This is a genomic window from Bacteroidota bacterium (assembly GCA_016720935.1).
Lineage (GTDB): Bacteria > Bacteroidota > Bacteroidia > AKYH767-A > 2013-40CM-41-45 > JADKJP01.
On the sequence record JADKJP010000006.1, the window covers coordinates 593,175 to 619,429 of the forward strand.

The window sequence follows — 26,255 nt, forward strand, 5'->3', positions numbered from 1 at the left end:
TCCTTTTGGTTTGAAAACAATTCTGGTAACCGGAAGCAACGGTTTGTTGGGACAAAAAATTATTTATGCACTTCTTGGAAGAAGTGATGTTCGCTGTATCAGTACATCGAAAGGCGCGAACAGAATGAAAGTGAAGGAAGGCTATGTGTATGAGGAGCTGGATATTTGTGACAAAGAGCAGGTTCTGAAGATTTTCGAAAAACACCGTCCGGATGCGGTAATCAATACTGCTGCTTTAACCAATGTGGATGCCTGCGAGAACCGCAAAGAGGAAGCCTGGCAGCTGAATGTTACCGCTGTCGAAAACCTGATTGAAGCGAGCGCAAAATACGGAACACATCTGGTTCATCTTTCTACTGATTTTGTCTTTGACGGCGAAAACGGACCGTACGTTGAAACAGATGTTCCAAATCCGCAGAGTTATTACGCGATGACAAAATATGAAGCGGAGAAAAGACTCGCCGCGAGTAATTTGTCCTGGGCAATCTTGCGGACCATTATCATTTATGGTGTAGTGGATGATAACAGCAGAAGCAATGTTGTCTTGTGGACCATCAATTCATTACGTGATAAGAAAACCATCAACGTCATCAACGACCAGTACCGTTCACCCACCCTGGCGGAAGACCTCGCGGATGCATGTATCGAAGCCTCGCTGAGAAAAGCAAAAGGAATTTTTCATGTCTCCGGCCGGGAAGTGATGTGTATTCTCGACATGGTGCGTATTGTCTCCGGATATTTCGGACTCGATCAGGAATACATCAACCCGATTTCTTCCGCTTCACTTAACCAACCTGCTAAAAGACCACCGGTAACCGGATTTATAATTCAAAAAGCAGAGCGTGACTTGGGATTTAAGCCTGTTACTTTTTTGCAAGGATTGGAAGTGGTGAGAAAGCAATTGAAGAGTTGCGGGGTTGAGGTTTGATATTGTGGATGTTTTTCTGAAATTATTTTAATCCAACAGGCACCCAAATTTCCTCCTCCGAATCCGGATGATTTTGTTTGTACTTACTCCCGAGAATTTCAAAATGAGGCCGGGCGTCGAGGTGAAATTCTGATTGAGGCAGATATGAATTGAAAATATACTGAAAAGCCTCGGCTGCATTTTTTGTATCACCAGTATAAGTAAATACCGCGTACAAGCCGGATGATAAAATAAGTGTCTCCATGCCTTCGGGAACATTGTCAAAATTCTCAACCTCGACAGTTGCCCATCGTTCAAATTCTTTTTTTGGATCGAATTGAGAATGAAAATTCAAAGGAAACACAGCGACTGAATACAGCTCCTCTCCAATTCTGTTTGCAATAGAATTCCGCAAAGGCATAAACCTTTGCCAGAGCTCGGTGACGGTGTAATTTACATAAGACAAAGTCTTGTGCATTCCGACCAGTTTCTTTTCAGGAAGCATTTTAATTTCTGGTACCGGGTTTATCGGCATGTGAAAAATATTTTTTCCAAGATAAAGAATTTGAATTTATGAAAGTGATTTAAACAAATACGCTTTGCTCTAAATCGCCTGGTTCAAATTGAAAAAAAATCACAAAATGGATTATTGCACTTTAAAAAACTTCTGAATCCACAATCCTTTATCGGTTTCCATTTGCAAAATGTACAATCCTTGTTGAAGCGAAGAAGTATTTACCTCTATGTATTCTCCGTTTTTCAAAATTGAAAAATCAGATTGAATTGTTTTCCCAAGAAGGTCAGTGATTGCGAGACTTTTCAAAGGTTCTTTTGAAAAATTTTGAATGTATAAAATATCACGAACAGGGTTTGGGAAAAGTGTGTATCGAGTGAAATGGATAGTATTTGAAGAGATGTTGGTAGGCAAGCTGTCGCAGGATGTACCACCCATAGCTCCGAGCTCATAGAAGGGTAGGTTTGGAACAGAAGCCTCGTTGTAACATGGCAATACTATGCTGTGTTGTTGTACATCGCACGCAATACCAAGACTGTCGGGATGGTTAATCACATGCATATGTTGTGCTCCACCAAATGAGGCAATATATATTTTGCCGTCTGAGCCTAATTGGGACAATGCAAAGGCATTGGCAAATGGATCAGCAAATCCATCCCAAACAGCAACGGTATCCTTACTTGCTGAAATGTTGGTAGCCTGTAAATTGTACTGGTACAAATTCTGGCGATCTGAAATATATAGCAAATTAGAATTTGGTGAAAAACAGCAGCCCGCACCAACATAAAGATGAGGCATTGAAATATGGATGTGATTACTTAGCAGTCCAGTACATCTATCAAAATCGAACAATTCAAGATCATTGTAGCTATCATAACTTGCAAATTTTAAACCGTTAGACGAAAATATTGCCTGACCTACATCATGTTTGATGATACCAATATTTTGAATAAACGGTCCAATCAAGGAATCATTGGCAATTAGATAGGAATAGAATGAATCATTGTCCTGCCCATGAAAAAAGAGCCACCAGTCCCTTCCATTTCCATGTTTAACGGCTGAAATCTCGCCTTGCATAAATTGACCGGCAATGATGAATTGATTTTTTAAAGTAACGGCACCCAGCCCGGAATTTAGTGACATATCAATTACATGGAATAATAAGGAATCTCCATTTCGGGTGGTATAATCAACGGCCATCTGAAATAAAAAATATTTATTGCTGTCAGTACTAAAAGGAATTGCAATTGCACCTTGCAGATTAGGTAAACCAAATTCATAATAATCATCTCTAAATGGACCGGGTATTAATCCACTGCCATTCATCATCGTATCTCCGCTGGCATCTGCAATGAAATCTCCATTCGTAGAAAATAACATATTGCCCCCGACATCACAAATAGAAGCGTTCAATTCGAACATGTTAATTTGTGTGGACCCTGGTTGAGGAATGAGCGTCATGCTTCCTCCTGTAAAATCCATTTGAAAAACTGTTCCTCCTCCTTGCCAATATCCTATTTGCCATGCATTTCTTCTGCCCTGAGAGTATGAAGAATGGTTTAAAATAATAAGGATGAGGAACAGGTTTCTTCTCAAGACCTTCATGGAAACGAAATTTTAATATTATTTCTTCTAGGGTTTCAAAAAGTAAACACTGATGGTCCAGTCCCAAAGTTAGTCGAAAATAAATTGTAAAAAAAGAATACTTCAAACTTCCTGTTGATGGATATTTGTTTAGTGAGAAATTCTAAAGGTTTGGATTATGACTCATGTGATTTCAAATAGAATTTCAAACCTATTCGAGCCATAGATTTATTGAAAATAATCACCCGCTTATATTGGTTGCAGTTCTTGCATAATCTTGATTCATTTGCAAGACAACATTCCAAATCATCCTTCGAAAAAAATCAAATTGAAAAAGAAGAAAAGAATACTAGATCCTGTCTGGACAGATTATTTTACTTTTTCGAAACGGGAGAGAAAAGGTTTGATAGTTCTACTGGTCATCATCATAGCCCAATGCACTGGTATTTTCTTCTTGCATTATTTTCCTTATGAAAGAGAACCTATCGATCTGACTGCATATAATTCTGAACTGGAGAGATTGATCATCCGTGATTCGCTTGCCATCAAAAAACCAGATTCCTTTTCTTCATTTGAAAAAAAAGTTGATGCTTCTGAACAAATCAGAAAACTTTTCGCATTTGATCCGAATAGCATTGGCAAAACAGAGTGGGAGCAATTGGGTTTAAGTTCAAAGCAAGTCGCGACGATAGTGAACTTTGTTTCAAAGGGTGGAAAATTCAGAATGAAAGAGGATCTGAAAAAAGTTTATGGATTTAAAAATGCTGATTACAATCGTTTGCAAACCTATATCTCTTTGCCTGATTCAGGAACCTATTATTCCGATAAAAAGGCAGCGAAAGAAAAGAAGAAGGAAGCTCTTCATGTTGATTTGGCCAAAGCTGATTCTCTTGAAATTCTCAAGCTCCCCGGAATTGGTCCGGGCTTTACTCACCGGATCATTGCCTACCGAAACAAACTGGGCGGGTTCTACTCATTGGAGCAGTTGCATGAGGTGTGGGGATTCAGCGATAGTTTGTACACTACCTTAACAGGACTGGTGTATTTATCAGACACTGTTCCCTTCAATCCCTTGCGCATCAACACTATTTCAAAGGAAGAGTTAAAATCTCATCCCTATGTCGGTTACAAACTTGCCGGCTTGCTAATCAATTACCGGGACCAGCATGGTGCTTTTAAGAGTCTGGATGACTTCCGAAACCTGCCCTTGATAACTGAAGAAAATCTCCGTAAACTTGCGCCTTACTTAAAATTCAGGGACTGAGTTGCTCCTGAGCGTTTTTTCTGTTTGATTCTTTTTACAGGAAAATCGCAAAGGAATTTCTCTTTCCGGTCGCAAAATTTTACAATTCTGATTTTCTGATGTCACAAACCATTCAACCGGTATCTACACAATTGCAGGAACGTCTGCGTACAGTGATCCGTGATGTTCCGGATTTTCCAAAGCCGGGAATTCTGTTTAAAGACATTACGCCAATTCTGCTCGACGTAGATCTTTGTAAAGATATTGTCGATGGAATGTACAGTGCCTTCGCTGATCAGAAAATCGACGGGATTGTCGGAGTGGAAAGTCGTGGTTTTCTCTTCGGCTTAATGCTCGCGCAAAAATTCAGAGTCCCTTTTATCCCGATCCGGAAAAAAGGAAAGCTTCCATACAAAACCGTTTCTTACGAATATCAGCTGGAGTATGGTTCCGCTACGATGGAAGTACACGCGGATGCGATTTCCGCCGGAAGTAATTTGCTTGTTCATGATGATTTGCTCGCAACAGGTGGAACCGCAGCTGCTGCCGCGGAACTCATCCGCGGACAGGGTGGAAGTGTAGCGGGATTTTGTTTCCTGGTTTCTCTGGGTTTTCTGAATGGTCAACAGGTGTTGAACCAGTATTCACCAAAAACGATTAGTCTTATTAACTATTAATAAATTGATTTATGGAGTTCAAGCAGACTGAAAACCAGTCAATGATTGCGGAAACCATCCGGAAATTCGCGGAGACACACATCCGTCCGGATATGATGAAATGGGATGAAGAGCAGATTTTCCCTGTGGAAACATTCAAGAAAATGGGAGAGCTCGGATTGATGGGGATTCTTGTGCCACACAAATACGGCGGCGCGGAACTGAGTTATTTCGAATACATCACCGCGATTGTGGAAGTGGCAAAAGTATGTGGCTCTGTAGGTCTTTCCATGGCCGCGCACAATTCATTGTGCACCGGACACATCATGGCATTCGGAAATGATGAGCAAAAACAAAAATACCTGAGTAAACTTTCTACCGGAGAATGGATCGGCGCCTGGGGACTCACAGAAGCAAACACAGGAAGTGATGCCTTGCGTATGCGATGTGTCGCGAAACAGGATGGAGACCATTGGGTGCTCAACGGAACCAAAAACTGGATCACTCATGGTAAAAGTGGAGATGTAGCGGTTGTCCTCGCCCGTACCGGTGAACTTTTGGATTCCCGTGGAATCACAGCATTTGTTGTAGAAAGAGGAACTCCCGGTTTTAAAGCCGGAAAAAAGGAGAATAAACTCGGGATGCGCGCTTCAGAAACAGCGGAATTGGTTTTTGAAGATTGCCGGATCCACAAAAGCCAGGTTTTGGGTGAAATAGGAGAAGGCTTTATCCAGGCTATGAAAGTCCTGGATGGAGGTCGAATCTCCATTGCTGCCCTTTCAATTGGGATTGCCAAGGGTGCTTATGAAGCTGCTTTGAAATATTCCAAAGAAAGAGAACAATTTGGCAAGCCAATCAGTGAATTTCAGGCAATTGCGTTCAAATTGGCCGACATGGCGACCCAAATCGAGGCTGCAGAATTGCTCACTTATCAGGCTGCTGATCTGAAGAATAAACACCAGAAATGTACAAAAGAGAGCGCTTTCGCCAAATATTACGCTTCGGAAGTAGCAGTAAGGGTTTCCACGGAAGCTGTCCAGATCTTCGGGGGCTACGGTTATACCAAGGATTTCCCGGTTGAGAAATTCTACAGGGACTCCAAGCTCTGTACGATCGGGGAAGGAACCTCCGAAATCCAAAAACTGGTGATTTCTAGGGAAATTTTGAAGTAGAATTTGTTGATTAGAAGGATTTCACTATTTTTGCCGTCCTTATAAAAGAATAAACATGATCATTGTACCAATTAAAGAAAACGAGTCGATCGACAAAGCCCTTAAAAAGTTCAAAAAGAAGTTTGAACGTACAGGTGTTGTTCGTGAACTTCGTCGTCGTCAGACCTTCGAAAAGCCGTCAGTAACCCGCCGTCAGCAAGTGATCCACGCGCGTTACATCGACCTCATGAAGCGTAGCAACACGCTCTGAGCCTCGTGTAGGCGGTATCAGGATATTTGATTATCTTTACTATCAACTAATTTGTTCTGTTGAACATGTCAATGGTTGTAAAGAAATCTGAAGGGAAAAAATTAATAGCAGCAATGCATTAATTTTTTCCCTTTTTTAGTTCAGAGAAATCCTGATGAATATTCAAAGTTTCCTTCAATACCTTCAATTCGAAAAACGATTTTCTCCGCATACGCTGCTGGCGTATGAATCCGATCTGGAGCAGTTTTTCACCTATCAGAAAAAAGCGTACGAAGTTTCAGAGGTTTCTGAAATCAATCATCCCATGATCCGCTCCTGGATTGTGAGTATGATGGAGCAGGGGATCACTCCACGATCCATTAACCGGAAAATAACAACACTTAAAACATATTACAAATTTCTGTTGCGGAAAGGTGAGATTCACCTGAACCCGATGCTGAAAGTGTTGTCTCCTAAAACATCCAAGCGGCTTCCCGTATATGTAGAAGAACCAAAGATGGATCTGCTTTTTGATGAAGCAAATTTTAGCGGTGATTTTGAAGCCATTCGGGACCGGCTGATCCTGGAGTTTCTTTATGCCACCGGAATGCGTTTATCGGAACTAATTGGTCTTACGGATAAAGACGTTGATCCTTTCCAGGGACAGTTAAAAGTTCTGGGAAAAAGAAACAAAGAGCGCATAATTCCGTTTACTACTAAGTTAAAAGGTCTGATCAAGGAATACCGGGATGAGCGGGATCAACACTTTTCTGCCGTTCCCTCGTTTTTCGTTACAGATAAAGGCAAAACACTGTACCCAAAATTGGTTTATAGAATCGTCACACGCAGGCTCGGAGAGGTAACAACGCTGGACAAGAAAAGTCCGCACATTCTTCGCCATACCTTCGCGACGCATATGCTCAACAACGGTGCAGACATCAATAGCGTAAAAGAATTACTTGGCCATGCGAATCTAAGCGCCACCCAAGTATACACTCACAATACAATAGAAAAGTTAAAACAAGCTCACAAACAAGCCCACCCCAGGGCCTAAATTTTAGGAGGATTTCTATGAAGATCAGAGTTCAATCCATTCATTTTGATGCAGATTCTAAATTACTGCAATTCATTCAGGGAAAAGTTGATAAGCTGTTGCAATTTTATGATCACATCATCGGTGGTGAAGTGTTTTTGAAAATTGACAAATCAAGCGATAACAAAAATAAAATAGTCCAGATCAAAATAGAGCTGCCCGGCAACCATATCCTGGCGAAGGAGCAGTGTCATACTTTTGAAGAGGCAACTGATTTGTGTATGGAAACATTGTCACGTCAGATTAAACGTCACAAAGAAAAGGAAAGAGGAATCTGATCCTTTCCGGCTTCCAAACCTGTAAGATTTACAATGATTTTTAACGAACTCCGTTCCATACGAAGCGTATTCGTATGGATTAGGAGAAAATGTCTATGAAGAGGATTCTTGTCCTGTTATGTTGTATTGCTTTTTCATCTACGATGAGAGGGGAGACCATTGGTGCTACTCAGGTCGTGGTGAAAACTGTCATTACATCTAAGGACACTCTGCGTTTACAGTTTCTTCGTGATTCATCGTTGTACAAAGAAGGCTGGGATACACTTGCACAAGCCCGCTTCTGGCGCGATGTTATTTCCATGAGCAGCGATTCCTGTATCATCAATGTGGCATCTTGTCGCAAGCCTGTCGATATCGTGAGTCGTTCCATTTGGATGAATCAAACAGAATCTGAAAAGGACTTTTTTAAAGACAGCGTATGTGTTGCCAACTGTCTCGACAGCGCTACTAATTTGTATGTCACTGCGGGTAAAGGAGAATTTTACGAAGTAAAGAAAACGCTTCAGGATATCAGCAAAGCGATCACTGTTTTTGAAGAACAGGATTGTGATCCATGGTATGCGCAGGCGATTCTTTTGATTGAAAGTCCGGGTAAAAGCAAAGCTCGTTCCTATGTCGGTGCAGGCGGACCTTTTCAGTTGATGAAAAGTGTTGCCAAACGTTATGGTTTGAGAATTACCAAGACTCATGACGATCGTTCGGATTTGGAAAAAGCAGGAAGAGTTGCAGCAAAGTTGCTGAAAGCCGGCTGTATCGCCAACGTAAAGAAATATCTTGACGAAAGAGGCATCGTTTATAAAGAAACGGATATCTGGTTTCGTTTGCTGGTGCTGCATGCTTATCATGCTGGAGCAGGTAATGTACATTGTGTGATCAACGCGCTCAATCCTTCTCAGGGTGGAGTGCAGTTGTTTCAGCAGATCTGGCAAACTACCTGTGGAGGTTTTAAAAACGAGTCACAGAATTATTCCCAGATCGCCCTGGCTTCATTGGTTAATTTTGATCAGCTTGTTCAACAGGATGGTGACACTGTGTTTTTGGTACAGGGAGATAAATATCTCAGGAAGTATCACCGAAAGGGTTTGAAGCCCTGGGAGGCTTATGAATCGCTGACCAATATTCTTCGTCATTATGAGCAGGATTTCATCGACGACATGATCTCTTACGATTATTTCATGAAACGTGTGAATGCGATTCGTAAAGAGTATACTTACATTGCTTCGTCGGTCACCAACTCAGACAAAGAAATTTCCCTGAGAAAATATCCTGCCAGCGAAGAACACCTGAATCAGTTGGCTGCAAGTCTTACAAAACGCCAGCGTTATGAAGATGCTGTCAAAATGCTGAAACTGAATCTCGACATGAACCCGGATTCTCCGGCGATTCAGGACAGTCTTGAAAAAGCGATGCGTATGTCGGGTGCCAAAAGCACTATCCGGCAATCCAATTCCAAATCAGCTTCCGTTAGCCGTAATTCCTCCAAAGGAAAACGCTAATAAATCTCTTCCCCGCTTTCAGAATTATTTTACTTTTGATTCCTCACAAAGGATCAATTGAATGAAGCGTATCCGGCTGTTGCTGTTCACATTATTTTTATTTCAATTTTCATCTGCCTTAGCCGGAAAGACTTTCCTTCAAGTTTTTACGAATCTTGAATCCGTGGAGTCAGATATTTCATGGACAAACACGGAGTCCATCATTACCGGTGATGCCTATTCCGGAACTCATTTTTGCCGAACAGATTCATTGCATCCTTATGGTTTTGGGTACAAAGGAAAATTTCCGGGAGCATCAGCATTTAAAAATCTACACATTCGTTTGGATGCGCAAGTCAGGATGAACGGTGTAAATCCGAATTGCATGCTGGTAATCAGTATTCAAAGAGGAGATTCTACCGTGTACTGGGAAAGCTATCCTATTCGTGAAGAAAAGAAAATAATTCCCGGTTCCTGGTTTTTGAATCAACAGGAATTCAGTATTCCGTCGAACCTGACAGATTCTTCCAATACACTTGCGATTTATATCTGGAATTCTTCGAAGACCTCTTTGGTGGATCTGGATGACGTCAGTTTTTTGGTAGAAGAAAAAAATCTGCCTTCTTATCTGATCCCCGGGATTCCGAAAAGCACTTTGTCTTCCTCCGCATTTTCCAAATTATATTCCGGCAAATATTTTTCACTTGATTTTGATAAGCTCAATGGAAACCTGAAAATTTTTGGAGCTGATAATGGTATTCTGTTTGATCGATTCCTGTTGTATGCTGATGTGAAAAGTGGAGAGAAAGATGAAAAGTCGGACTTGGTTTTTTTTACAAGTCAATTTAAATTTCTTTCTGATTCCAGTATTGATAAGAGCAGAGTATTAAACTTTGAAGCAAGTAACAGTTATGCCAATACCAGAATTGTATTTGAGTTTTCTGAAAATGAATCCTCATTCGCGGTTCGCACGTCTACAGTTTTCATAAAGGGCACATTTGTAAATCGAATTGCATTGCTTGCTGATTTTGTTCCTTCATTAAAGGAAGTTTATCTTCCCTCCTCACTGAGTGATACATCAGGCTTTCAGCATGAATACTGGCTGGGGAAATGCGGATTTGCCGCAGGGGAGGATGAGTCTGGTTTTCGGATTGTTTCCTGCAGACAACTTTCGTCGATACAACTCGATGTGGATTCTCAACGATGTATTTTCAACCTGGATTATAATCTTGATCATCCTTTGTTACATTTTCCATTGAGTAAAAGAAAATTGGGTGTGTACGAAGATTATTCTTCATCTTACTATCAAGCCGGAGATACATTGTTCAACAGTGTTACAATTTATGGCAATAATGCGGCCGCATGTTTTCCTCGTATCATGAAAAATCCTGAGGGAAAAACAGCCGCGATTATCTGGACTGAGCATGCCGATTATACAGATTTGATTACACACCGTGCTGTTTATTTTGGTGCTGATACAATTGAAACAAGTGAAGGTGCAAGCGGAGGGTTTATCAAAAATAAAATCCCTGTCACCAAAAGTGTTTTTTATGCGAACCCTGATAAAGTTTCCAATGCTGTTAGAACCGGCTTTCTGAAAACAGAATCAGCCTCCATGATTTCTACTCCCGGCTATACGGATTTTTTAAAGGACCTTCAGAAAAATGGCAATGAAATTTGTCTGCATACACCGGATCATTACACTTGTACCCGAAAACTCCTTCAAACTTCACTCGAAGAGACCTCTCGTTTGTTTAATTCCACTACATGGATTGATCATGGATATGACAATGCTTTAAAGAGTAACCGTGAAGATCTGGCCTGCGATGGACTGGATAGCAGCTCGAAGTTTTATTCAGCTGATTTGTGGAAGCAATATGGGCTAAAGTATTTCTGGAACAGTTTCTATGAAGATTCCGGAATGTTTGCTCCATTTCATTTTTTCTCCTTTTTAACTGTGCCTTATTCCGGTTGGGGCGAACGTTTTCCAATGTCAGATTATTGGCGACATCCTACAAGAAGTGGTGATTTGATACACTGGAGAACCGTGAATACTGTTGATTTGCCGGATGGAAGCATGTGGAATTTTATTTTTTCGGAAACAAAATTAAATGACCTTGTTCAAACGAGAGGGACATACATTTTACACGTCTACCCTGCAAGGCTGGACTCAACAACCGGATTTTACAGAAGGGAAAACAATCATTTTGTAATTGATCCGGAATTTGAGAAAGCGCTTGAACGGCAGGCTGCGCTGCGTGACCAGGGAAAACTGAACCTCACAACTATTCGGGATTATTTAGACTACCAGGTTGCTCTTGAACATGTGGAGTTAATCCCATTGTCGGGAAATAGCGCAAGGATTAAGAACGCTTCCGGCTCGGATCTGAAAGGTTTGAGTTGCTCCATTAAATCAAACGAAGTGAAAGTAGAAGGGAAGGCCTATGAATCTTACAGACAAGATGGAGATTTGGTAATTTGGTTTGATCTGTCAAAAGGTGAAAGTGTTGTGGTCACCTGGAAATAAAATAGTGCAGGGATTTCTTTGATTGAAGGAAAATGCACTCGTACATCATACTAATTAATTGAGCCATTTATGATTAAAAAAATTTTACGAATCCTTTTAAAAACTGTGTTGTGGTTTCTGGGATTGAGTGTGGCCTCTGTCATTTTATTTCGTTTTGTTCCTGTTCCTGTTACACCTTTGATGCTCATACGATGTGTGGAACAAAAGTCGGATGGTAAAAGCATGAAATTGAAAAAAGACTGGACCCCCATTGATGAAATGAGCGCGACCATGCCATTGGCGGTGATTGCTTCGGAAGACCAGAATTTTGAGGAGCATTTTGGATTTGATCTTGACGCCATCCGGAAAGCTCAGCAATACAATGAGCGTCATAAAGGCAAACGAATGAAAGGAGCGAGTACTATTTCACAGCAGACAGCCAAAAATGTTTTTTTATGGCCATCGCGCTCCTGGATCCGAAAGGGTTTTGAGGTTTATTTCACTTTCTTAATCGAAATTTTCTGGAGCAAACAACGGATCATGGAAGTTTATCTGAATGTGATTGAAATGGGTGATGGTGTTTATGGAGCGGAGGCTGCAGCTCAGGAATATTTCCACAAACCTTCGAAAAAATTATCTGTACGGGAGGCTGCTTTGATAGCAGCAGTCTTACCCAATCCCAGAAAATGGTCTCCGGCGAAACCAACGGCGTACATCCAGAGAAAATCGGGTCGGATTGTGCATTTTATGAGTCGCCTGCAATTGGAAGATTTTTAATAAGTAATGTGCAGAAAGGGATGGACGACGTTTACCATGATTATAGTTCCATTCACGAAAGCTCAGAGTCCTCCGTCAAGCCGGGATATGGATTAGCGGATTCCTCTGAACGCTTCATCAAAGAATCCTGTTCTTACTTGTTTCCTTCCAATCTTTATTTCATCTTTGAATTCAGTTTCGGAATCTGCCTGCACTCTTGAAAGACAATTTTCAGAATATCGTCTTTCCGGATTCCGTTAAATGAATACAACAGGATTCAATTGAGTTTTCAAATCCAAACGTGAACGAATATATAAAAAGCGATAAGGTGCGCTTGAGCGCCTTTGTGTTGCTTGTTTTTTTGTCCAGGCTCCCATTCCTTTCTGCCGGTTACGGTTTGGATGGGGATTCTTGGGCTGTGGCGATATCAGCCATAAAATTGCATAGTTCCGGGAATTACATTGTTTCACGTCTTCCCGGTTATCCTGTTCAGGAGTGGCTCACATCACTTGTCATTGGTGGTGGCCCGATCGTGGTTAACGGGCTGACCGCTCTTATCAGTACAATTGGATTTCTATTCTTCGCACTCACATTACGGGCACTGCGTTTTCGATCCGTTTATCTTGCAAGTTATGCTCTTGCAGCCATACCGATAATTTATATTCACAGTACCACAGCTATCGATTATAATTTCGCCCTGGCTTTTATTCTGATTGCCTTATTCTTTGTCATAAAGGACAAACCGGTCATTGCCGGAGTTTTTCTCGGGCTGGCCATTGGTTCCAGAATCACAAGTGGCGCAATGTTGATTCCATTGGCCATCATGCTTACCAAGACAAGTGGGTTCAAGGATAATCTGAATCGAATATTGAAACTTGCAATACCGGCTATAGTATTGGGTGCTGTTTTGTTTATTCCTGTGTTTCTGCAGTACAGTTGGGGCTTTTTCACTTATTACGATGTTCCATACCCATCGATTCCCAAAGTGCTGTATAAGTTCTCTATCGAAGTCTGGGGGGTGCTTGGTTTTGTTTCTTTACTTGTTGCTACAGCCTTGTTATTTCTGCCTGTTAGGGAATCATCTCAAAAATATCTTTTCCCACGCTCCGTGAATGAACGATTTGTTGTTTCCTGGCTGGTGGCTGTAGATTTATACATCATCGCTTTTTTAAAATTACCGATGGAGTCGGGATACTTAATTCCGATCATTCCTTTTGTCCTACTTATTTTTGGAAAATATCTCTACCAGCGTGCCTTTAATTTTTTGTGTATCGGACTCATTCTTTCACCATTCTTTTTCAATATCTCTCCTTCTGAACGTTTTGATGCAAGTAGCCCGTCACCGGTTTCGTTTCGGTTTAGTGCGGGAGGCGAAGAACTTGTTTTTGATGTTCTGAAGGGGCCGGTATTTTCATACAATTCCCGCAGGGAGAATGGAATGAAATTTTGTTCTGATGTGTTGACAATGACGGATACTATTTCTCAGCGATCGGTGCTGGTAGCAGGGCGTTGGTATAATCAGCTGGTATCGGAAAATGGAGATACGCTCAGGAAGAATATAGTTTTTCGCTCTTATCTGGATGAAGAGGCTGTCGTAAATTATTTTGCAAAAGGCTATGTGATTTACTTTATGCCGAGACAAGATTTTTACAATCAGGAGATGCGTGGGGTAGATTTACACGTTTATGGTGCAGTTCCTTTTTTAAAAGAAACCCGTTATTAAATTCCGATTCCGAAACCAATTCTCAGCACTGGATTCCGGTAAGGCGAATACCTGGATTCATTGACATTGTATAGAAAAAGGATGTTGGCGGAAGCTCTTTCGCCCAGCATTTGACGATAACCACCACCAAGGAAAACGCTGGTGACATTTTTTCGAACGTAGCGGTAAATTTCCGGCACTTCCATATTCAGTACTTCCACTTCGGCATGTGCAAAAAGGTTTTCGACGATAGTATGTCTGGCAAAAACGCTGCCTCCATAAATATTAGTTGAGTAATTGTAATACGAATCCTTGAATTTATAATAGAGATATTTGAATCCGACTCCCATCGCGAATTTATCGGTGATTTTATATCCGAGGATGGGTGCGAGGTCGATGATGGTTTGACTGCCGAATTGTAAACCAATATTTCCTCCTGTGAAAACATGATCCCAGAATGGAGCGCGAGCGGCAGGTGCTGCCATTGGAGTAGGGGGTTCATTTTCCTGCGCAAATGCAGGAATGGAAACAAGGCAAGAGAGCAGAAATAGGATGAGGCAGTTTTTTTTCATAGATGAGCTTGGATGTAAAGATAATGAGTTTCTCTTCTTGTGCTACTCAATGCATGACTAAGAAATGCGATGACATGTGGCAATCATGAGTGGAGAAGAATTCGATTATGAATGACGATTATCACTTGTGATGAGTACAATTTTTTTCACCTTTGGAGAACGAATTCAAATCTTGAAAAATCTGTTTTATGAATATTATTGTTACCGGCGCAAGTAGTGGAATTGGTTTTCAGGTTGCCTTACAACTATCAAAGGATTCCAGAAATAAAGTATTTGCTGCCAGCCGGAGCAGTGAGCGTCTGGATACATTGAAAGAGGAAGCCGCGCATCAAAATTCAGAGTCACAGATTATTCCTTTAGTTGGTGATATTTCGAAACCGGAGGATATTCTTCGGTGGAAGGAGGAATTGATGAATGAATGCACACACATTGATTTCCTCGTGAACAATGCAGGAGCCCTGATCAACAAACCATTTCTCGAGTTGGACGACAGAGACTGGATGGAGGTTTACGATACGAACGTATTCGGTATTGTTAAACTGGTACGTATGTTATTTCCGTTGATGGAGAGGGCACCGGGCAAAGAGCGTTCCTCAGAAGTGAAGGGAGGAAAGGAAGTGCGTGCACATATCGTTAATATCAGCAGTATGGGTGGAGTACAGGGGAGTGTAAAGTTTAAAGGGTTGAGTGCATACAGTTCGAGTAAAGCGGCGGTTATTAATCTCACGGAGTGTTTAGCGGAGGAATTTGGTGAGGTGGGAATTGCAGTGAATTGTCTGGCTTTAGGATCAGTGCAGACAGAGATGTTTTCCGCGGCGTTTCCAGAATTCAAGGCTGCAACGAGTCCTGCATCGATGGCGGCATTTGTTGCTGATTTCACGATGAACGGATATCGTTTTTTCAATGGTAAAGTAGTGCCGGTTTCGTCATCGACACCCTGAACTTTAGTTTCAGTATTTTCCGTTCAGAATCAGCAGTTATCATAGGGGCAAACTGACGTTTGATCAGGGTTGGTGGTTGTTTTGATTTTCAGGGGAAAATGGAGGGATTAGGAAGCTTCCGGACTTGTTAATAAATATTATTCATCAATATTTGGATGGGAATGAATTCTTACTACATTTGCATCCCCTTTCACACCAGTTCTTTCACACAAAGGGGCACAGAAAAGCGGTTTTTTGATTATTTGAGCGAAAGCTCGCGTAGTTTTAGAGAAAAGCAAGATTTGTGATTGATAGTGTGCAAATTATGAGAATTTGAAAAAATATTTCATAATTTGTTTGGAAAGTAAAAAGTAGTTACTACTTTTGCATCCCCAAATTGAAAACTAAGTCCTCAACCCAACGGGGTTGATAGAGATAAAGTCAACGTTCTTTGAAGATTTGAATAGGAAATAACAAGCCCTGAACTTCGCAATTTCTTTGTGATTTTCAGATTAACGTAACAATCCCACAGAGCATTTAAGAATCAACTTTACAATGGAGAGTTTGATCCTGGCTCAGGATTAACGCTAGCGGCAGGCCTAATACATGCAAGTCGAACGGCAGCGGGTGTAGCAATACATGCCGGCGAGTGGCGCACGGGTGCGTAACGCGTATGCAATCTACCTATAACTGGGGAATAGCCTTCCGAAAGGAAGATTAATACCGCATAACATCACGAAACGGCATCGTTTTGTGATCAAAACTCAGGTGGTTATAGATGAGCATGCGTGACATTAGCTAGTTGGTGAGGTAACGGCTCACCAAGGCGACGATGTCTAGGGGGTCTGAGAGGATGATCCCCCACACTGGTACTGAGACACGGACCAGACTCCTACGGGAGGCAGCAGTAAGGAATATTGGACAATGGCCGCAAGGCTGATCCAGCCATGCCGCGTGAAGGATGAAGGTGCTATGCATTGTAAACTTCTTTTGTCCCGGAATAAACCCCTGATTTCTATCGGGGCTGAATGTACGGGAAGAATAAGGGACGGCTAACTTCGTGCCAGCAGCCGCGGTAATACGAAGGTCCCAAGCGTTATCCGGATTTATTGGGTTTAAAGGGTGCGTAGGCGGGTTGTTAAGTCAGTGGTGAAAGCCTACAGCTCAACTGTAGAATTGCCATTGATACTGACGATCTTGAGTATGGTTGAGGAGGGCGGAATGTGTCATGTAGCGGTGAAATGCTTAGATATGACACAGAACACCGATTGCGAAGGCAGCTCTCTAAGCCAATACTGACGCTGATGCACGAAAGCGTGGGGAGCAAACAGGATTAGATACCCTGGTAGTCCACGCCCTAAACGATGATCACTCGATGTGTGCGATATACTGTACGCGTCTGAGCGAAAGCATTAAGTGATCCACCTGGGGAGTACGACCGCAAGGTTGAAACTCAAAGGAATTGACGGGGGCCGCACAAGCGGAGGAGCATGTGGTTTAATTCGATGATACGCGAGGAACCTTACCAGGGCTTGAAAGTTAGTGAAGGATGTGGAAACATGTCCGTCAGCAATGACACGAAACTAGGTGCTGCATGGCTGTCGTCAGCTCGTGCCGTGAGGTGTTGGGTTAAGTCCCGCAACGAGCGCAACCCCTATCATTAGTTGCCAACAGGTTAAGCTGGGGACTCTAATGAGACTGCCCGCGCAAGCGGTGAGGAAGGTGGGGATGACGTCAAGTCATCACGGCCCTTACGTCCTGGGCTACACACGTGCTACAATGGCCGATACAACGGGCAGCCACATGGTAACATGGAGCTAATCCTAAAAGTCGGTCTCAGTTCGGATCGAGGTCTGCAACCCGACCTCGTGAAGCTGGATTCGCTAGTAATCGCGCATCAGCCATGGCGCGGTGAATACGTTCCCGGGCCTTGTACACACCGCCCGTCAAGCCATGGGAGTTGGGAGTACCTGAAGTCGATCACCGCAAGGAGTCGCCTAGGGTAAAACCAATGACTGGGGCTAAGTCGTAACAAGGTAGCCGTACCGGAAGGTGCGGCTGGAACACCTCCTTTCTGGAGAGGTTTGTTACGTCCTGATTAATTTCAGGAAAATAGGCTTGTTATTTCCTTTCTTTCTTCAAACATTATTGTAACCCAAAACGGGCTTTAGGGTGGTCCCTCCATTCTGAGAAAAGGTAAAGTCCCTTGTAAAGGGAATATAGTCCCGTAGCTCAGCTTGGTTAGAGCACTACACTGATAATGTAGGGGTCAGCAGTTCAAATCTGCTCGGGACTACTATTAAATTCGTTCTTGGGGAATTAACTCAGCTGTTAGGCATCGGGTTTTCTTGGGAGGGGTTTTGGGAGAAAGGGTTTCCCCATTAAAAAAAACTTGGGGGTTAGCTCAGCTGCAGAGCACCTGCTTTGCAAGCAGGGGGTCATCGGTTCGCCCGACATTCCCCCCCAGAAAACCCCCCCCGCGGGGGGGGGGAAAAAAAAAAAAAGAAAATAAATGGTTGCTAAGAGCCGGTTAACAACCGGGAGGGTCATCGGTTCGACTCCGATATTCTCCACCAGGGTTTTCACAACGGTGAAAATTGAAATTTGATCGGGGTTTACAATTAGAAATTCCGGTTTATTGATAATACAAGATCCTTTACAACGGTAAAGGTTAATTTGATAGAATGCGGTGAAAAGCTCAATGGATGAGCGGCCTGATGTTTACATTGGGAAGGCAACGGTTCGATTCCGGGTTCTCCACTAGTTTCTCCTTCCAGAGAAACAACGTTCTTTGACATATTGAAAGAAAACACAAGAAATTGTAATTAAGATTTATCGTTGAGATAAGAAAGTTATTAAGGGCGCATGGTGAATGCCTTGGCTCTCAGAGGCGATGAAGGACGTGATAAGCTGCGAAAAGCTCCGGGGAGGTGCAAACAACCTTTGATCCGGTGATATCCGAATGGGGCAACCCGTCATACTGAAGGTATGACATCTAATAGATGCCAACCCAGGGAACTGAAACATCTAAGTACCTGGAGGAAAAGAAAACAACAGTGATTCCCCAAGTAGTGGCGAGCGAACGGGGATTAGCCCAAACCATGATTGTTAAGGCAATCATGGGGTTGTAGGACTGCAATGTGAACATATGCGTTAAGCTGAATCTTCTGGAAAGTTGATCCATAGAGGGTGATAGGCCCGTAAGCGTAAGCAATTATGTTCTAGCAGTATCCTGAGTACCGCGAGGTCGGAGACGCCTTGTGGGAATCTGCCGGCACCATCCGGTAAGGCTAAATACTCCTGAGAGACCGATAGTGTACTAGTACTGTGAAGGAAAGGTGAAAAGAACCGCGAACAGCGGAGTGAAATAGAACCTGAAACCGTGCGCTTACAAGCGGTAGGAGTCCCGTAAGGGATGACTGCGTGCCTTTTGCATAATGAGCCTACGAGTTACTCCTCACTGGCAAGGTTAAGCTCCTAAGGAGCGCAGCCGAAGCGAAAGCAAGTCTGAATAGGGCGTATAGTCAGTGGGGGTAGACGCGAAACCTTGTGATCTACACATGGGCAGGATGAAGGATGGGTAACACCATCTGGAGGTCCGAACTGGTGAGCGTTGAAAAGCTCTCGGATGACCTGTGTGTAGGGGTGAAAGGCTAATCAAACTGGGAAATAGCTCGTACTCCCCGAAATGTCTTTAGGGACAGCGTCAAATGAATTGTCATAGAGGTAGAGCTACTAATAGGGCTAGGGGGCTTCACCGCCTACCAAACCCTGATAAACTCCGAATGCTATTGACAACTATTTGGCAGTGAGGCCTGGGGTGCTAACGTCACAGGCCGAGAGGGAAAGAACCCAGACCATCAGCTAAGGTCCCCAAATCTATGTTAAGTTGATCTAACGTGGTCCGATTGCATTGACAGCTAGGATGTTGGCTTGGAAGCAGCCATTCATTTAAAGAGTGCGTAACAGCTCACTAGTCGAGCGATCGGGCGTGGATGATAAACGGGCATTAAACATAGTACCGAAGCTATGGGATCGAAAGATCGGTAGGGGAGCATTCTAACTGCACCGAAGGTGTGCTGTAAGGCATGCTGGAGCGGCTAGAAAAGCAAATGTAGGCATAAGTAACGATAAGGCAGGTGAGAAACCTGCCCACCGAAAGACTAAGGTTTCCTGATCAACGTTAATCGGATCAGGGTTAGTCGGAACCTAAGGCTAATCCGAACGGAAATGCCGATGGCAAACAGGTTAATATTCCTGTACTGGTGCAATCAGTGAAGGGACGACGAAGGAGTGAAAGGTCTGCGTACTGACGGAAATGTACGTTAAAGCCAGTAGATTCAGGTGCTGTAGGTAAATCCGCAGCGCTTATCGATGGTGACAGTACCGAGAGTCTTCGGACAATCGGATAATGACCCTAAGCATACTTCCAAGAAAACTCTCTAAACTTATGATTGTACTGCCCGTACCGTAAACCGACACAGGTAGTCGAGAAGAAGATTCTAAGGTGCTCGAGTGATTCATGGCTAAGGAACTCGGCAAATTAACCCTGTAACTTCGGGAAAAAGGGTGCCCTCTTCGGAGGGTCGCAGAGAAATGGCTCAGGCGACTGTTTAACAAAAACACATGGCTATGCTAAATCGAAAGATGATGTATATGGCCTGACACCTGCCCGGTGCTGGAAGGTTAAGAGGAGATGTCAGTCGCAAGACAAAGCATTGAATCGAAGCCCCAGTAAACGGCGGCCGTAACTATAACGGTCCTAAGGTAGCGAAATTCCTTGTCGGGTAAGTTCCGACCTGCACGAATGGTGTAACGATCTGAGCGCTGTCTCAGTCATGAGCTCGGTGAAATTGTAGTAGCGGTGAAGATGCCGCTTACCCGCAACGGGACGGAAAGACCCCGTGCACCTTCACTACAACTTTGCATTGATTCTGGATAAATGATGTGTAGGATAGGTGGGAGACTTTGAAGCGGTGGCGCTAGCCATCGTGGAGTCAACCTTGAAATACCACCCTTCATTTATTCGGGATCTAATCCCGCTCAAGTGGGTGACATTGCATGGTGGGTAGTTTGACTGGGGTGGTCGCCTCCAAAAGAGTAACGGAGGCTTTCAAAGGTACCCTCAGCACGCTTGGTAACCGTGCGCGGAGTGCAATAGCATAAGGGTGCTTGACTGTGAGACTTACAAGTCGAGCAGGTACGAAAGTAGGATATAGTGATCCGGTGGTTCCGCATGGAAGGGCCATCGCTCAAAGGATAAAAGGTACGCCGGGGATAACAGGCTGATCTCCCCCAAGAGCTCACATCGACGGGGAGGTTTGGCACCTCGATGTCGGCTCGTCACATCCTGGGGCTGGAGAAGGTCCCAAGGGTTCGGCTGTTCGCCGATTAAAGTGGCACGCGAGCTGGGTTCAGAACGTCGTGAGACAGTTCGGTCCCTATCTGTTGTGGGCGCTGGAAGTTTGAGAGGACCTGACTCTAGTACGAGAGGACCGAGTCGGACGTACCTCTAGTGTACCTGTTGTGGCGCCAGCTGCATCGCAGGGTAGCTATGTACGGTTGAGATAAGCGCTGAAAGCATCTAAGCACGAAACTCGCCTCAAGATGAGACTTCCTTTAAGGGTCGTCGAAGACTACGACGTTGATAGGTTGCAAGTGTAAAGACAGTAATGTCAAAGCTGAGCAATACTAATTGCCCGTAGACTTTAGATCTCCACCTGAATCTCAATTATAATTTAGTGTGTTTTCTTTCTCCAATATGTCAAAAGTTATTTAAGACATTTATGGTGACTTTAGCGTTGGTGTCCACCTCTTCCCATTCCGAACAGAGCAGTTAAGCCCAACCGCGCAGATGGTACTACAGTAACATGTGGGAGAGTATGTCGTTGCCGTAAATTATAAACCCGTCATTCGTAAGATTGGCGGGTTTTTTTTTGCCCTGATTTTAGCGGGGAACTAATAAATTTCAGAGAATGTTTTTCTAATCGTAAGATTCAAAACGGATGTATTGCTTTTCATACCCCAATTTCATCAATCGCTCTTTTGATTCCCTGATCATTTCTTTCCAACCACAGATGTAAAAGTAAGCAGGACGCTTATCGGAAAACAACTCTTCGTAAACAGGATGGACATATCCCTTTCTCCCTGTCCATCCCGGATTGTCTCTGGAAAGAACAGGAATGAATTTGAATTCCGGTTTTTCTGATTCAAGTTTTTCAAATTCTTTTCGAAATAAAATATCCTGCTCAAACCTGTTGCCGTAAATCAAAGTAATCTTTTTGTGAGTTTGTTGCCTGGCAAAAAGATCAAGAATCATGGACCTCAACGGTGCTATTCCTGTTCCGGTACTGATGAAACACAATTCACGATCGATACTTTCAGGTAATGCATACTTGCCTAAAGCATTCATGGATACATTGAGCTTGTCACCAATCCGGACATGTTCCCACAAATATTGCGTGCCCTTACCGTGAGGCTTGAAAGATATCACAAGCTGTATGGTATTGTCGGAGGTGGGTGCAGATGCAATTGAATACGCCCGGTTGTGGTATTTACTGTCTATCGGAAGATTCAACATCACAAACTGGCCAGGCTTAAAAACAAAATGCTCCGGACCCGGAAATTGAATGGAGAAAATTTTAACCCTGTCAGATACCTGAAAGATGTCACTAACCAAACATTCCTGAAAAGTGTGAGGCATGAGATCAGAATTTCCTTAGTACTTCTTCAATTCTATCCAGCATCACATCATGTATATCGAGATGCGTAACCATGCGGATCTGTTGCTTACCAAATTGCATGGCTTTAATATTGTTGGTCATTAAATGCTCAAGCAGTTTCTTTAGATCGGTTGCCGCTGATACACGGAAGATGATGATGTTGGTATCTATTGGTAATACCTCTTCCACCCAAGACAATGTGTTCAGTACACTTCCGATTTGTCGGGCACGGAGATGATCTTTTTTCAGAAGTGGAACGTGATGATCAAGCGCATAAATACCGGCAGCGGCAAGATAACCCGCTTGTCGCATTCCACCGCCCCAGGCTTTTCGGATTCTTCTTGCTTTGAAAATATTTTCTTTGGTTGAAAGTAACAAGGAACCAACCGGTGCTCCCAAACCTTTGGAGAGACAAAATCCCACAGTATCAAATAATTTTCCGACTGCGTCCGCTGAATCACCGGTTTCAGTCAATGCATTGAAAATTCTTGCTCCGTCGAGATGGACATTGATCTTCTGAGCCCGGCACAGGTCGGAAATCTCCTGCATTTCTTTGAGTGAATAATAACTACCTCCGCCTTTGTTTGAAGTGTTCTCAACGCAAACCAGAGTAGTTGGCGAAATGTAAGAGAGGTTCGGAGGGTTGATATTTTCTTCTATCTGTGATGCTTTCATTCGACCACGATTACCTTCAATAAAACGAAGAGATACACCTGAATTAAAAGCGACTCCACCTGCTTCATAGTAAAAAATGTGCGCGAGTTTATCACAGATGACTTCATCCTGTGGTTGTGTCAGCACCTTAATGGCCAATTGGTTTGCCATTGTTCCTGATGTCACAAAAAGCCCGGCTTCTTTACCAAAAAGTTTCGCTGCCTTGGCTTCGAGCATTTTAACAGTTGGATCTTCTTCAAACACATCATCGCCAACATCCGCACGAAACATAGCTTCAAGCATTTCCGGGCCGGGTTTGGTCACAGTATCACTCCTTAAATCAATTATTGGATAGTTGCCCATAAATGTAAAGGTGGAAAGTTTTTTTCATAGAAAAAATTCCGTGACACAGAAAAGGCAGCTCTTTGGGCTGCCTTTTCTTCTCTCCAGGTTATTATATCAATGAGCTGTTGTGTCGGCAGGTTCCGTTTGTGGAGTATTTTGCTGTTGCATGGCTCTTCTATGGTCCATCATTTTCTTTCTCCGATCATCTTTCATCTGATTGTAATGATCCATTTGCTCTTTGCTCAGTATTTTTGAAAGCGCCTGATCAGTTTCTTCACGCTGCTTTTTCATGTTCTCACGATTTTTTTCTTCTGTCGCTCCTCTTTTCAGGAATAGTTCACGAACCTGTTGGGTTTGTTCTTCAGACAGATGAAGTTGAGATTTCATTCTCAAAGTTGCCTTTTCGGCTCTTTCGGCAGGGGTAAGATCTGAACGGTTCTGGCCTCTTTGGGCTAATACTGAACTGAACACGCTAAAAACAAGCAGACTGAATATTATGGCTGATCTTTTCATTTTCTTTTTTCTTTGTGACATAAAGAAAAGCCATAGGTTTAATCCGGTACTATTTTTTTCTGAGTACCATTAATCCGTCACGGACCGGAAATAAAACATTTTCAACACGGATATCGGTATGAACCATATCGTTAAAAGATTGCAATGCCCGGGTGTCTTTATCTAGCTGATCCGGTGGTAAAACAATTTTTCCGCTCCAGAGAACATTATCTGCAATGATGAAGCCGCCTTTTCTTACCCGGTCAATCACAAGATTGTAGTAATTGGAATAATTGATTTTATCCGCGTCTATAAAAACCAAATCAAATGTTTCAGTGAGTGTAGGTATGATGTCGAGTGCATTTCCGGAATGAGTAACAATTTTATCTTTCATGCCGGATAGTTGAATATACTTGTCCACCATTGCTTTCAATTCGTCATTGATATCGATGGTATGAAGCTTTCCTTCAGGAGCCAATCCTTCGGCCAGACAAATGGCCGAATATCCTGTGTAGGTGCCGATTTCAAGAATTGCTGCGGGTCGGATCATGTGACTGAACATACTCAATACACGTCCCTGCAAATGTCCTGAAAGCATTCTGGGCATTAGTACTTTTGCATTCGTCTCATGATTCAATGCCGCCAATACATCTGATTCAGGAGTGGTGTGCGATTCGATATAATCTGTAATCGATTGATCGAGGAAGTCCATAATACACGAATTAATAATTGAGAAAAAGCATGGTCACTTTTTCCGGATAAAAAAACAGAAAAAAAACAGACAGACTTAGTTCCAGTCTTTCGCTTCACCGATTTGTACCTTCTGTACATTTTCAATTCGGTGATTTAATCCTGTATCGCCATATTTATCTACAAATGCGATAATGGAAAAGGAGGAAGAACTGATACCGGTGAGGTCAACAGTATAAGTTTTTACAAAATCATTTCCCCGGGTCATCAGAGACTGAGGAATCGGATCACCGGCCAAACCATTGTCGGAAAGGATTCTGTGTAAAACATATTTATGGCTGTAATTCCGGATTGTATCATTCTGAAGATAAAGAGAGCTCGTTGAATCAGGAGTCAATCCCTCCTGGCTGTAATCATTCAGCTGTGAATACAATGAATCATTTGTTCGGATTACATTTTGAACAAGGTATACATGTACACGATAATCACCAAACATCGCGTCGCTGAAACCTGTGTGTACTGAAAGACTCAATCTGTTTCCGCTGATATTTTTAGCATCGATCGCCAGACCGCAACGGGGAATTGCACCGTAAAGAGAGGTGAGCTTTTGCCCCCAGAAATCCGGAATAAGATCTGAAGTACCGGTAACCTGGCGATTGATCATTCCGGAAGGATAAATGCCTGTTGGGTTGAAGAGACTGTCTATGTAATTCTGTCCATTCGTAAAATTAGTAATGGATGAATCAATCATGATATCCAGGGAATGGATGTCAACGAAATAAAAACGGTCAGCATACTGAGTGATCAATGAATCCCTGAGGAGGTGAGCCTTTGGACATTGTCCGCACAAGGAAGACGTAAATTCTTCCAAAAGCATTTTCTGGTCAAACCGGCCAGGAACCGCGGAAATATCCGGGGCATTGGCAGGATCTGCAATTTCAGGAGCATCGTTCTTACATCCCCAGAAAGAGAAAATTAGCAATAGGCTGTATATCCATTTTTTCATAAATCCTGTGCTTTTACTCCCGAAAAGTAAGCATTTCTGATACTTTAAAGAAAAATATTAAGTGTATTTTTTAGAGCAATTCCCGCCTTAAATTCTTTTATATTTGGCTCCTCAAAATCAAAAAGATGAAGAATTTATCATTTATACTGAATATTGTCCTCCTGATAGCGGTAGCGGTACTGTATTATCTGCATTTTTCTGACAGCAAAAGCACTGAACAGGCTGTAAGCCCTGCTTTACAGGTCGCAAAGGATCTTCCTTCGGTTCCCGGGGGCATTGTCTTTGTGAATTCCGATTCTTTGTTGGATAACTACGCGTATTTTAAGAAAAAGAAGTCTGAGCTCGAAAGCAAACAGGAGCGAATCAAAAATGAACTGGAATCAGAAAGTGCAAATCTGCAAAAAGATGCGGCTGAGTATCAGGAAAAAGCTCCCGGAATGACGGATTTGCAACGCCAGCAAACAGAAGAACAGTTAATGGCCCGCCAGCAAAAACTCATGGACAAGAAAGACATGCTCCTTGGGCAACTGGATGAAGAGAAAAACAAATCCTCTGAAGAACTTTATACTCGTGTTGCATCATTCATCCGCTCCATGAATGTAAATAACAAGTACAATTTTGTTTTGGGATATTCAAAAGGAGGAGGAATCCTTTTCGCGAATGATTCGCTCGATATCACACACCAGGTTATCCAGGGATTGAATCAGGAATACGAAGCAGCAAACAAAACAAAGTAAGA

The 26,255-nt window shown here is 42.8% G+C and carries 21 protein-coding genes, 3 tRNA genes and 3 rRNA genes; 19 read left to right on the forward strand and 8 right to left on the reverse strand.

Annotated features, from left to right (window positions below):
- Nucleotides 1-10 precede the first annotated feature (10 nt).
- Nucleotides 11-928, forward strand: a complete 918-nt coding sequence (locus IPP86_10845; protein ID MBL0139014.1) for an SDR family oxidoreductase — start codon at nt 11-13, stop codon at nt 926-928.
- Nucleotides 929-950: 22 nt separating this feature from the next.
- Here the strand turns inward: IPP86_10845 and IPP86_10850 are convergent, their stop codons facing one another.
- Both IPP86_10850 and IPP86_10855 read right to left on the reverse strand, forming a co-directional pair.
- Entirely contained in the window at nt 951-1,412 is a 462-nt protein-coding gene (locus IPP86_10850) for a GyrI-like domain-containing protein (protein MBL0139015.1), read from the reverse strand.
- A gap of 141 nt (nt 1,413-1,553) precedes the next feature.
- The gene (locus tag IPP86_10855; protein ID MBL0139016.1) at nt 1,554-3,026 is read right to left on the reverse strand and encodes a T9SS type A sorting domain-containing protein; all 1,473 of its coding nucleotides are present in this window, start codon (nt 3,024-3,026) and stop codon (nt 1,554-1,556) included.
- A gap of 307 nt (nt 3,027-3,333) precedes the next feature.
- On the opposite strand from IPP86_10855, the gene IPP86_10860 reads away from it, so the two are divergent.
- The 10 genes from IPP86_10860 (at nt 3,334) to IPP86_10905 (ending at nt 14,136) form a co-directional block, all read left to right on the forward strand.
- Nucleotides 3,334-4,269, forward strand: a complete 936-nt coding sequence (locus IPP86_10860; GenBank protein ID MBL0139017.1) for a helix-hairpin-helix domain-containing protein — start codon at nt 3,334-3,336, stop codon at nt 4,267-4,269.
- 98 nt (nt 4,270-4,367) lie between these two features.
- A complete protein-coding gene (locus tag IPP86_10865; GenBank protein MBL0139018.1) occupies nt 4,368-4,925 on the forward strand; it encodes an adenine phosphoribosyltransferase in 558 nt (185 codons plus the stop codon).
- Nucleotides 4,926-4,936: 11 nt separating this feature from the next.
- Entirely contained in the window at nt 4,937-6,076 is a 1,140-nt protein-coding gene (locus IPP86_10870; protein MBL0139019.1) for an acyl-CoA dehydrogenase family protein, read from the forward strand.
- Between the two features lie 55 nt (nt 6,077-6,131).
- Nucleotides 6,132-6,326 (forward strand): 30S ribosomal protein S21, encoded by a 195-nt coding sequence (locus tag IPP86_10875; protein ID MBL0139020.1) that lies wholly within the window; start codon nt 6,132-6,134, stop codon nt 6,324-6,326.
- A gap of 154 nt (nt 6,327-6,480) precedes the next feature.
- A complete protein-coding gene (locus IPP86_10880) occupies nt 6,481-7,359 on the forward strand; it encodes a tyrosine-type recombinase/integrase (GenBank protein ID MBL0139021.1) in 879 nt (292 codons plus the stop codon).
- A gap of 17 nt (nt 7,360-7,376) precedes the next feature.
- Entirely contained in the window at nt 7,377-7,676 is a 300-nt protein-coding gene (gene raiA / locus IPP86_10885; GenBank protein ID MBL0139022.1) for a ribosome-associated translation inhibitor RaiA, read from the forward strand.
- A gap of 95 nt (nt 7,677-7,771) precedes the next feature.
- Complete coding sequence (locus IPP86_10890; GenBank protein ID MBL0139023.1) at nt 7,772-9,172, forward strand: transglycosylase SLT domain-containing protein; 1,401 nt, start codon at nt 7,772-7,774, stop codon at nt 9,170-9,172.
- A gap of 163 nt (nt 9,173-9,335) precedes the next feature.
- Nucleotides 9,336-11,678, forward strand: a complete 2,343-nt coding sequence (locus tag IPP86_10895) for a hypothetical protein (protein MBL0139024.1) — start codon at nt 9,336-9,338, stop codon at nt 11,676-11,678.
- Nucleotides 11,679-11,747: 69 nt separating this feature from the next.
- Complete coding sequence (mtgA, locus tag IPP86_10900) at nt 11,748-12,434, forward strand: monofunctional biosynthetic peptidoglycan transglycosylase (GenBank protein ID MBL0139025.1); 687 nt, start codon at nt 11,748-11,750, stop codon at nt 12,432-12,434.
- A 280-nt stretch (nt 12,435-12,714) separates the two neighbouring features.
- Entirely contained in the window at nt 12,715-14,136 is a 1,422-nt protein-coding gene (locus IPP86_10905; protein MBL0139026.1) for a hypothetical protein, read from the forward strand.
- On the opposite strand, the gene IPP86_10910 is transcribed toward IPP86_10905, so the two are convergent.
- Nucleotides 14,133-14,687 carry a hypothetical protein gene (locus IPP86_10910; GenBank protein MBL0139027.1) on the reverse strand — a complete coding sequence of 185 codons (555 nt, stop codon included), beginning with the start codon at nt 14,685-14,687 and terminating at the stop codon, nt 14,133-14,135. The genes IPP86_10905 and IPP86_10910 overlap by 4 nt on opposite strands.
- Before the next feature lie 188 nt (nt 14,688-14,875).
- Between IPP86_10910 and IPP86_10915 the strand changes: the two genes are divergently transcribed.
- From IPP86_10915 to rrf, 7 genes are all read left to right on the forward strand, one after another.
- On the forward strand, nt 14,876-15,628 hold the full coding sequence (locus IPP86_10915; GenBank protein ID MBL0139028.1) for an SDR family oxidoreductase: 753 nt from the start codon (nt 14,876-14,878) through the stop codon (nt 15,626-15,628).
- A gap of 531 nt (nt 15,629-16,159) precedes the next feature.
- A 16S ribosomal RNA gene (locus tag IPP86_10920) occupies nt 16,160-17,681 on the forward strand.
- A gap of 147 nt (nt 17,682-17,828) precedes the next feature.
- Nucleotides 17,829-17,903, forward strand: a tRNA-Ile gene (locus tag IPP86_10925).
- Between the two features lie 98 nt (nt 17,904-18,001).
- A tRNA-Ala gene (locus tag IPP86_10930) sits at nt 18,002-18,073 on the forward strand.
- A gap of 21 nt (nt 18,074-18,094) precedes the next feature.
- Nucleotides 18,095-18,183 (forward strand) — tRNA-Ser (locus IPP86_10935).
- A 269-nt stretch (nt 18,184-18,452) separates the two neighbouring features.
- Nucleotides 18,453-21,322 (forward strand): 23S ribosomal RNA (locus tag IPP86_10940).
- A gap of 70 nt (nt 21,323-21,392) precedes the next feature.
- Nucleotides 21,393-21,504, forward strand: a 5S ribosomal RNA gene (rrf, locus tag IPP86_10945).
- Together the 16S, 23S and 5S rRNA genes with 3 tRNA genes alongside form the textbook arrangement of a ribosomal RNA operon.
- 86 nt (nt 21,505-21,590) lie before the next feature.
- Here the strand turns inward: rrf and IPP86_10950 are convergent.
- The 5 genes from IPP86_10950 to IPP86_10970 form a co-directional block, all read right to left on the reverse strand.
- Complete coding sequence (locus tag IPP86_10950; GenBank protein MBL0139029.1) at nt 21,591-22,310, reverse strand: oxidoreductase; 720 nt, start codon at nt 22,308-22,310, stop codon at nt 21,591-21,593.
- Nucleotides 22,311-22,314: 4 nt separating this feature from the next.
- Nucleotides 22,315-23,346, reverse strand: coding sequence for an aminotransferase class I/II-fold pyridoxal phosphate-dependent enzyme (locus tag IPP86_10955; protein MBL0139030.1), 1,032 nt, complete (start codon nt 23,344-23,346; stop codon nt 22,315-22,317).
- Nucleotides 23,347-23,442: 96 nt separating this feature from the next.
- Nucleotides 23,443-23,841, reverse strand: a complete 399-nt coding sequence (locus IPP86_10960; GenBank protein ID MBL0139031.1) for a hypothetical protein — start codon at nt 23,839-23,841, stop codon at nt 23,443-23,445.
- A 49-nt stretch (nt 23,842-23,890) separates the two neighbouring features.
- Nucleotides 23,891-24,532, reverse strand: coding sequence for an O-methyltransferase (locus IPP86_10965; GenBank protein ID MBL0139032.1), 642 nt, complete (start codon nt 24,530-24,532; stop codon nt 23,891-23,893).
- A 75-nt stretch (nt 24,533-24,607) separates the two neighbouring features.
- A complete protein-coding gene (locus IPP86_10970; GenBank protein MBL0139033.1) occupies nt 24,608-25,516 on the reverse strand; it encodes a hypothetical protein in 909 nt (302 codons plus the stop codon).
- A gap of 125 nt (nt 25,517-25,641) precedes the next feature.
- Between IPP86_10970 and IPP86_10975 the strand changes: the two genes are divergently transcribed.
- Nucleotides 25,642-26,253: an OmpH family outer membrane protein gene (locus tag IPP86_10975; protein ID MBL0139034.1), complete on the forward strand. Its 612-nt coding sequence runs from the start codon at nt 25,642-25,644 to the stop codon at nt 26,251-26,253.
- Nucleotides 26,254-26,255: the final 2 nt, after the last annotated feature.

What these genes read in the sequence shown, in the direction of transcription:
- IPP86_10850 (MBL0139015.1), bottom strand. Translation starts at nt 1,412, where the DNA reads ATGCTTCCTGAAAAGAAACTGGTCGGAATGCACAAGACTTTGTCTTAT.
- IPP86_10855 (MBL0139016.1), bottom strand. Translation starts at nt 3,026, where the DNA reads ATGAAGGTCTTGAGAAGAAACCTGTTCCTCATCCTTATTATTTTAAAC.
- IPP86_10865 (MBL0139018.1), top strand. Translation starts at nt 4,368, where the DNA reads ATGTCACAAACCATTCAACCGGTATCTACACAATTGCAGGAACGTCTG.
- IPP86_10870 (MBL0139019.1), top strand. Translation starts at nt 4,937, where the DNA reads ATGGAGTTCAAGCAGACTGAAAACCAGTCAATGATTGCGGAAACCATC.
- IPP86_10875 (MBL0139020.1), top strand. Translation starts at nt 6,132, where the DNA reads ATGATCATTGTACCAATTAAAGAAAACGAGTCGATCGACAAAGCCCTT.
- IPP86_10880 (MBL0139021.1), top strand. Translation starts at nt 6,481, where the DNA reads ATGAATATTCAAAGTTTCCTTCAATACCTTCAATTCGAAAAACGATTT.
- raiA (MBL0139022.1), top strand. Translation starts at nt 7,377, where the DNA reads ATGAAGATCAGAGTTCAATCCATTCATTTTGATGCAGATTCTAAATTA.
- IPP86_10890 (MBL0139023.1), top strand. Translation starts at nt 7,772, where the DNA reads ATGAAGAGGATTCTTGTCCTGTTATGTTGTATTGCTTTTTCATCTACG.
- mtgA (MBL0139025.1), top strand. Translation starts at nt 11,748, where the DNA reads ATGATTAAAAAAATTTTACGAATCCTTTTAAAAACTGTGTTGTGGTTT.
- IPP86_10910 (MBL0139027.1), bottom strand. Translation starts at nt 14,687, where the DNA reads ATGAAAAAAAACTGCCTCATCCTATTTCTGCTCTCTTGCCTTGTTTCC.
- IPP86_10915 (MBL0139028.1), top strand. Translation starts at nt 14,876, where the DNA reads ATGAATATTATTGTTACCGGCGCAAGTAGTGGAATTGGTTTTCAGGTT.
- IPP86_10950 (MBL0139029.1), bottom strand. Translation starts at nt 22,310, where the DNA reads ATGCCTCACACTTTTCAGGAATGTTTGGTTAGTGACATCTTTCAGGTA.
- IPP86_10955 (MBL0139030.1), bottom strand. Translation starts at nt 23,346, where the DNA reads ATGGGCAACTATCCAATAATTGATTTAAGGAGTGATACTGTGACCAAA.
- IPP86_10960 (MBL0139031.1), bottom strand. Translation starts at nt 23,841, where the DNA reads ATGAAAAGATCAGCCATAATATTCAGTCTGCTTGTTTTTAGCGTGTTC.
- IPP86_10965 (MBL0139032.1), bottom strand. Translation starts at nt 24,532, where the DNA reads ATGGACTTCCTCGATCAATCGATTACAGATTATATCGAATCGCACACC.
- IPP86_10970 (MBL0139033.1), bottom strand. Translation starts at nt 25,516, where the DNA reads ATGAAAAAATGGATATACAGCCTATTGCTAATTTTCTCTTTCTGGGGA.
- IPP86_10975 (MBL0139034.1), top strand. Translation starts at nt 25,642, where the DNA reads ATGAAGAATTTATCATTTATACTGAATATTGTCCTCCTGATAGCGGTA.